Here is an 8,037-nt window from a genome sequence, read left to right on the forward strand (position 1 = left end):
GTCGGCACCAGTTCGTTTCAAGGGAGCCGCCATGAAGCTGATCGCAGCCAACGGAAGCCAGCGCCCGAGCTTCAGGATTGACGCCAGGCTATCGCCGCCGCCCCTTTAAGCCTTTTCGTCTCCCAGCCATGTCTCCAGGCACCTCATCAGGTGGTCGATCTCCAACGGCTTGGTGAGGTGCTCGTTCATGCCGGCAGCCCTGCTGCGCTGGACATCCTCCGAAAAAGCGTCCGCGGTCAAGGCGATGATCGGAATCTCGGCAGCGTCCTTGCGGGGCAGCTTTCTGATGGCCTCGGTGGCCTCATACCCGTTCATGATCGGCATCTGGATATCCATCAGGATCATGTCGTAGTAGTTCTCCCCCGATGCCTCGAACTTCTCCAGGGCCTCCTGTCCGTTTTCCGCGCACTCAACCGTCACGCCCGTCTCGCCGATGATGTCTTCCGCGATTTCCCGGCTCAGCACATTGTCCTCGACCAGGAGAATCCTCTTCCCCTCCAGCTTCATGTCCGCGAACGAGGCCTCCTCCGGAAGCTCCTTGCCGCGGTCGTCGTCCAAGATCTGGTTGAAGAGATATACCAGACGGGACTTGAACAGCGGTTTGGAGATGAACCCGTTGACGCCTGCGCGGCGCGCCTCTTCCTCTACGGCACTCCAATCATAGGCCGAGAGGATGATGATGGGCACGTCATCGCCAACGTCTTCGCGAATCGCCCGCGCTGTCTCGATGCCGTCCATTCCCGGCATCTGCCAGTCCAGGATCACGGCAAAGTAATCCTCATCGCTTCGGTGGCGCTCACCCACCCGCTGCACGGCTTCCATTCCGCTCAGAACATATTCGCCCTTCATCCCGATGTTCTCAAGGATCAGGCAAGACGCCTCGACGGCGTTTTTGTCGTCATCCACCACCAGCACCGGCAGGTCCGCGAGCTTCTCCGTATCGGGCGCCTGCGCATCCACGTGCTTGAGGATCAGTGTCACGACGAATTCCGTACCCTTGCCCAGCTCGCTCTCCACCGTGATATCGCCGCTCATCCTGCGGGCGATGTTCCTCGCGATGGCCATTCCGAGCCCCGTGCCCTCGACCTTGCTTACCCGGGAATCCTCCGCACGGCTGAAAGGCTCGAACAGCCTCTCCAGAAACTCCTTGCTCATGCCGATTCCGTTGTCCCGGAAAACAAACTCATAGCAGCCGTAGCCATAGGTTTTGAACGGCTTCTCGTTGATCTCCATTTCGATGTTTCCACCCGGGTTCGTGTACTTCACCGCGTTTCCCAATATGTTCATGAAAATCTGCTGCAGCCTCATGGCGTCGCCGATTACGCGCTCGTGCTCCACGTTCGCAATATGCACGTCAAAGTTGTGCTTTCTCTCCTGCATGGAGGGCCGAATCATGGTGACCAGGCTTCCGATCAGGTCGGAGAGGTTCACCTCCTCCTCCATCAGGTCGATTTTCCCGGATTCGATCTTGCTCATGTCAAGAACTTCGTTGATTAGCGAGAGAAGGTGCCGGCTGGAGATCGTGATCTTCTTCAGGCAGTCCTCGACGCGCTCCCTGTCCTCCAGGTGCTTTCCCGCGATGGCCGTCATTCCGACGATGGCGTTCATGGGCGTTCTGATGTCATGGCTCATTCTCGACATGAAGTCGCTCTTGGCCGCGTTGGCGTAGTTGGCGGCGTCGCAGGCTTCCCTCAGCGCCTGCTGCTCCCGCTCCTCCCGCAGCTTGCTCTCCGTCACATCCTGCGCCGCATACAGCGCCCGCTTCGGCCGGCCGTCGTCGGTGGTCTCAGCCAGTATGACGCTGGCGCGAATCCATGCCCTGCGGTTGTTCTGATCGGGCACCATGCGGTATTCGAAGGCAACCACCGGCTGCTCCGCGCTCAGGGTGTTCCGCAGCCTGCGGTAGCTGACGTATTCCAGATACTCCTCCCTGTCGTCGGCAGAGATGAAGTTCTCGGCATAGAGACGGATCGCCTGGGTGTAGTTCCTCTCTTCGCCCAGGACTTGGCTGACCGCTTCCTTCTGCCTGACGGGCCTGAGGGTCTCGTTTTCAAGGTCGATGTAATAGGTGGCGAAGAACATGCTGCTCAGGCTGCTGATGATAGAGGCCTTCTCGACGGACTCCCGGTAGGCCTGCTCCTCCGCCAGCTTCTCCGCCGTAACGTCCCGTCCTAATACGTTGACCAGGGTCTTCTCCCCCTGCCGGATGTAGAGCACGTGCTCCTCGGTCCACAGCGGGGATTCCCCCCGGTGCCTGTACTGGCAGACATCCTCCCGAAAATCCTGCACCGTCTCAGCGTTCTTTCGAAGATTCTCAAGGAACAGCGTCTTTTCGAACGTCCCTCTGTCCGCCTCTACGACAGTTTCCTCAGAGGCCTTTCTGACATAGTAATCATAGTCGCCCTCTACGCGCCTGCTGGTAACGCCCTCCCGCAGATAGACCCTCTCGCAGACTCCGGTTTCCAGATCGACGGTGCTCAATATGCTGTACCTGGATCGGATGATGGCCGCCATTCTCTGGTCGTTGCGCATCTGCTCCATGTCTCTCTTCGTCTGCTCGTCCACATCCTGAAAAGTCAGGATGGCGTAGCCGCCCTGTTTCTTGTTTTCCTTCAGGTAGGCTGATACGGAGACATACCGCCAGCTGCCATACAGGAACACCCGGCACAGAATGGTCCTCTTCTCTTCTCCGTTCTCCCACGCCGTTCTCATGGACCCTAAGGAGAGCTGGTCGTACACCCTCTCCCGGTCCTCAGGGGATATGTAGCCGGAGCCGATGCCCTGAAACGTGTCGTCCCAGAGGGAGTTTTCCGTGTCCACGTTCCGTCTGATCTTTTCCGTGGCCTGCACGATGTTCACGCGGCCCGTCTGCAGGTCTACGACGTAGATCGCAAAGTTCGTCTCTCCCAGCGTGTTGATGATCTCCTGGTTGCGGATATTGACTTCTTCTCTTGCAAGCCCCTCCCTGAAGGCATCGTGGATATCCTTCAGGCAGATCATGACCTTCTGGTTGTCGTCGGCATAGTCAAAATCCGGAACGACCTCCAGGTGGTGCCATCTGTAGGTATCTCCGTGTTTGCGGCGATAGATGCAGCTCAGCTTTTTCACGCCTTTTTTCAATTCGGCTTTCGCATGGTCGAAGTGGACGAAGCTCTCGTATCGCTCGATATCCTCCTCATAGACATAGCCGCATTTGGAAACGCCCAGGAACCAGTCGGAGAGAGAGCCCATGTGTCCGCGCAGCTTCTGCATCTCCTCCTCGTCGGCCTTCACGATCATGTAGCTGTCCGTCGTCAGATTCCCCCGCAAAACCTTGTGGTAAATGTGATTGGCCACCTCCGCGTAGGGCGTGACGGCGATCACGAACGCCGGAACCTCTTCTTCCCAGAGAATGCGGGTGGCCGCAATCTCCACGACCTCGCCAAACGGATCACCATAATTCACCGAGCGGGCTTCGTCTTTGTCCCCGATATACAGCAGCGGGCAGTTGTCGCAGGCGCCCTCCCACAACTCATGGCAAATCATGCCCTTCTCGATATTCGGCGCAATCTCCCTGACCCGCTTGTTGAAGTACAGGATTTTATGATTGTCCTCCCGGATGACGTAAACCGCCGTCATCTGGAGCGAATCCAGGATCAGTTCATATTCCCTCGTTGCCATGTAGGTTCTCCCGCATTTTCCTTAGGTTTAGAGCGTTGGAGCTTCTTAAGCGAAGCTCCCGATCATTGTATCAAACGCGTCTTTTTTTCAATTTCGAATTCCGCCACTGGGGCAGTGCCGCGATTATCGACCCCCCCCGACATGAGCTCGACGGCGAGCTCGGCGGCAAACCCGAGCGCATCGCAGAAGCGGGCAAGGGAGAACCCGGCGTCCGACGCCTGTGCTAGGCCCCGACGAATTGCTCGAGGCTGTTGAGCTTATGCGCATCGAGGTAGGAAAGCGGCATGCCGTCGTCGCTTTCCACCCAGAGCTTCTCCTGGTGGCTGTAATCGCTGAGCTCCTTCGCCGTGCCAAAGCCGTTCACGAACTCGGCGACCCTCTCAAGGATGCGAAGCTCCTGGCTCGTGAACAGGCTGGGATCGAACTCCTCCCCCGTCTTGAACACCGTCGCTTCATACGGGCCGCATGAAGCCGACCCTTCGAGAAGGTGCCCTTGCCTGACCAGCTGCCCGAAAACCACGTCATACTGATCCATGATCGGCCCATGCGTGGCATGCGCGTATACGAGTCCCGACATAGAGCAGGCCGTATCCGCAAAGCACGAGAAGTCCGCGTAGAACATGGCCTTGTTCAGCTTCGTGCGGCCGAGGTTTGCGCAATGCTGCGCCATGTAGACGGCCATCTGCACGACACGGCCCCAGTCGAGCTTCCTGAACCCGTTGCGCTCGGAAGGGGGCTCCTCCGACAGCAGCAAACGGAAATTGCCAACTGGATTTCCCGCAAAAGCATGGTCGCCAGCCTCATTGGCCAAGAGGGCGAGGGCCTTTTGACGGGCGGATTCGGCTTGGCTCGCCGGGATCTCGCCGTCATGCTCATCGAGCAGCGCGAGCATGCTCTCGGGTTGGCTCGCCCGCCTTATCGCCACGTCAATCTGCTTCGTCTGCAACGCGCCATGTTCGTATCGGCTCAAAGTCGCGCCGCCGAGGTTCAAGAGCGCGGCGAACGACTTCTGGGTCAAGCCGTATCGCGCGTAGGATTCCCTTATCTCGCAAGGAGACAGCAGCTTCTCCTCTGCGCGGTAGGCGGCAAAAGCAGACTCCAGATTCGAGCGGGAGATCTCCTCATCGGCGATCGCCTCACCGCAATGCGGGCAAACCGCCCGAAGCTGGCGAGCGCGCACGTCAACTTTTCTCACGGTAAGGGGGACCACCGCTTCGGTCACTTCAGCCTCGACCCTGCTGTCGCATTTAGGGCAATACATAGACCTCACGCTGCTCACCTCCGAATTCATAGACCAACGGTCGCTCGCTTTCATGGAACGAAATGCACAGGCACCCGAACCCGCCTGCAGTTTTCGAATGGGTGACCTTGATGTAGGCTTCGACGTCCTGGCCATCGCATCGGAGCGTCTTCCCGAATACCCACACGTCGTTCCTGTCGGGCAGGTGTTTGTCATCGGCGCAAGGCCCGTCTACGTAGTCGCAAGTCTTCAACCCCAGCACAGTGTCCTTGGCCGTATCGAAGTCGATGCCCCAATCAAGCATAAACTGCATGTTCTTGCTACGTGGCGCAATGACGAATTCGTTCTGCGCGAAGGACTTGGTGAGAGCCAAATACTGGCTGACCTTTTTCCTGTCCGCCGCCATAGCTTCCTCTCGTTTTTATCAAATGATAAAACCTAGCCGCAAGAAGCGCAAGGATCCACTTACCAGCATCGCACCCTTCACCTTTAGCACAACGACAAACAAGCCGGTATCCAAGGAACCGAAAATGCTAGGCCGTCAATGCGCTATTGCATATTTGGTTTTGAACATCGATGAGGCAATTTCAAGATCATCGGAGCGCGGTAGATCGAATTACCAATGAAGTTCATCGATCCAGCGTTTAACGATGTTTGCATTGAGCTCATTTTGCATTCTCTCATGATCAGATCGAGCCCGCTCATTGTTCATGTCCTTCAGGACGTCAGCCAAAGCTCTCAAAGCCTCTTTCGAGGGGTTTTCATATTGTTCGTTGTTTAGAAGATGTCTAGCAGCAAACAGAACCTTTCTCGCCATTACATACTTCCTGGCCATAGGACTTTGTCGGATAATATAGTTCAGAACATAGTTGATAGCCTCTAACATTCTCATAACCGTTATGGGATTGCCGTTATCCCAATAAAACAATACCTCTTGAGGCGTAAACCTCTTAACCTGAGGAGCCTCCCATCTTTTCGCATTCAATAGCACAGCCCTTTCTACGCTATACCCTTGTCGCGTCATGCTTGCCCGTCTGAAACCCAATCAATCGGATCATCCAACCTGACGATAGCGGAAAAGCGCACTAAGCTCAATCAAGATCCCCAAGGCCGGCTTGACCCAAGAGGGCCTCGGAGCATAGCCGATATAGTATTATTACTAAAAAATAATACTATAGGAGGAGAGATGGACAAGGCTGAGCTTATCTCCAAACTGAATCGCGTCGATGAAGGCGTCTTCTTCTCTGAAACCCTTCAGGAAGGATGGCGACGGTAATGCTCACATTTCGCGGATTCCTTCTGAAGTACTGCCAAGAGCTCGCAGGCGCGCAGACGTCAAGCCTGAAGAAGCTGTTCGCCATCGCAAAGCAGGGGCGGCCACGCGTTTTCGAGCCGCTTCTTCTTTTGTCGCTCTGCGATCACAGGGAGGGCTATCTGATAAAGCAGGCGGTCGGCTCCAGCATGTTCGATTCGTACCGGCGCATAACGACCCGCTTTCATCATTCGGGCCTTGCGCTGAAGCGCTTCCTCGACACGCTGCCCGAAAGAAGCAGATACAAGCGCCCCCTCATCGCGTGGCGCGCCGAAAAGGCACGGAAGCAAACCGATCGGCAGACGCTGCAGAGGGTCGCGACCTCCCTTGTGACGCTGCTCGAGCAGAAAGGCATAAGCCGCGCCGAGGCGTGCAGGATAACAGGGCTGAACAAGGGGAACTTCTACGCATTCCTGAAAGGGGACGCATCGAAGCTCAGCCGGGGCACTGCGATGAGGGCATACCGAACGCTGCGCTCCCTCCCCTCTTCCCCGTCCTCTCAACAGGCGGATAGAGCAACGATGCCGTAAACCATTGCCAGCCCTTTGAGCATGAAGAGCACCTGCCAAGAAAACGATTCTTGCTGCCTATGGCTCATCGCCCCTAGAAGGAGAAACCCTCATTTCGCATGAATGCAAAATTGCTTATGCAGCTAACGCCAAACGCAGCGCATACGTCTGGAATCTTGATCTTCTTGGCTGAGTTCGAAGGCTTCTCGTCTGTTACGATGGTCAAACCCGAGGCGCATGCCTCTGCGCAAATCCAAGCATCGGCTCTGCCGCTCTCTTCGAACTCGTCTATTGCGCCTCGCTCATACCCACGAGACGGATCCTCTGCCCACCGGCAGCATTCAAGGTACTTCTTGAAAGTCTCTTCGGATATGGGCATTACCTGATAGCCGCCAATCGAGCGCATCCATGCCGAAGCTTCGTCGTCTTTGCGATTCAGCTCATCCAGAACCGTTTGGTGAACAACAACGCCACCGCTCTTCACAAGAGATTCCATTTCCTCCCAAAATGACGGAAAAATGTCTCTTGGATAGTGGTGCCCTGCGTTGATCCAGTAATTCGAATCAAGAAGGTAGCGGTTCAAGTCTGCACCTCCGTAAAGTACTTACGGAAGCTATCGGACCCCAGCCCTGTGAGGTCGTATGCGTCTCGATAGCTAATGAACCCGGTGTTGACAGCAGCCCAAACGGCATCGGAAAACACGGAGCCTAGCTTGTATTGCTTTGCCAGGTAATAGTCTCCCCCGCCTTTGCCTTTAGGCTGCAAAGGGACGTTGCTTTGATACCTGTTGTAGATTTGGAAGAGGGTTTGCCTCGTGATTAAATCAACGTCCCTCGCTGGCTAGTAAACCTGATTGGTACCAGCAATCAACAAACCTTGGTACCGCCGATCAACTGAACTGGTACCGCGCATAAACACACCTGGTACCGCATTTGTCGAGCATAGAATTCCGTGACGAGCATCCAATTCGGGATGCCCTGACGGAAAGGGGCTCGATGCCTATGTCAAAGAACAAGAAGATCCTCATGATGCTCGCCAAGGGAGGGGCGAGCCAGTCCGACATCGCCGCCGCGCTGCACGTCAGCAAGCGCGACGTGTCGGCCGGGGCCAGGGCGATCAGGGAGCACCGCCTGACCTTCGACGCCATCAGCTCCATGGACGCCGACGCCATCGACGAGCTGTTCTTCCCGAAGGAGGTGCGGGAGCCCAACGGGGCGTACCTGCAGCAGGACATGGCGCCGCTCGTCGAGCGCAAGAAGAAGAACCGGAAGCTCCCGGTCAAGCTCTTCTGGATAGAGTACTGCGATCGCGCAGAG

The 8,037-nt window shown here is 56.4% G+C and carries 7 protein-coding genes; 2 read left to right on the forward strand and 5 right to left on the reverse strand.

Annotation, left to right across the window (positions count from 1 at the left end):
* Positions 1–105: 105 nt before the first annotated feature.
* The 4 genes from HRL41_RS07405 to HRL41_RS07420 form a co-directional block, all read right to left on the reverse strand.
* Positions 106–3,660, reverse strand: coding sequence for a response regulator (locus HRL41_RS07405; RefSeq protein WP_172136214.1), 3,555 nt, complete (start codon positions 3,658–3,660; stop codon positions 106–108).
* A 223-nt stretch (positions 3,661–3,883) separates the two neighbouring features.
* Complete coding sequence (locus HRL41_RS07410; protein ID WP_172136215.1) at positions 3,884–4,882, reverse strand: type II TA system antitoxin MqsA family protein; 999 nt, start codon at positions 4,880–4,882, stop codon at positions 3,884–3,886.
* A 25-nt stretch (positions 4,883–4,907) separates the two neighbouring features.
* Positions 4,908–5,306: a hypothetical protein gene (locus HRL41_RS07415; RefSeq protein ID WP_172136216.1), complete on the reverse strand. Its 399-nt coding sequence runs from the start codon at positions 5,304–5,306 to the stop codon at positions 4,908–4,910.
* A 210-nt stretch (positions 5,307–5,516) separates the two neighbouring features.
* Positions 5,517–5,891, reverse strand: coding sequence for a hypothetical protein (locus HRL41_RS07420; protein ID WP_172136217.1), 375 nt, complete (start codon positions 5,889–5,891; stop codon positions 5,517–5,519).
* Between the two features lie 284 nt (positions 5,892–6,175).
* Here HRL41_RS07420 and HRL41_RS07425 point away from each other — a divergent pair, with 284 nt between their 5' ends.
* Positions 6,176–6,742, forward strand: coding sequence for a helix-turn-helix transcriptional regulator (locus tag HRL41_RS07425; protein ID WP_172136218.1), 567 nt, complete (start codon positions 6,176–6,178; stop codon positions 6,740–6,742).
* A 73-nt stretch (positions 6,743–6,815) separates the two neighbouring features.
* Here HRL41_RS07425 and HRL41_RS07430 read toward each other — a convergent pair whose 3' ends face one another.
* Entirely contained in the window at positions 6,816–7,304 is a 489-nt protein-coding gene (locus HRL41_RS07430) for a DUF4411 family protein (RefSeq protein WP_172136219.1), read from the reverse strand.
* Between the two features lie 418 nt (positions 7,305–7,722).
* On the opposite strand from HRL41_RS07430, the gene HRL41_RS07435 reads away from it, so the two are divergent.
* On the forward strand, positions 7,723–8,037 hold a 315-nt coding region (locus HRL41_RS07435; RefSeq protein ID WP_172136220.1), incomplete at its 3' end, for a hypothetical protein.

It is taken from the genome of Adlercreutzia sp. ZJ473, from assembly GCF_013185065.1.
Lineage (GTDB): Bacteria > Actinomycetota > Coriobacteriia > Coriobacteriales > Eggerthellaceae > CAAEEV01.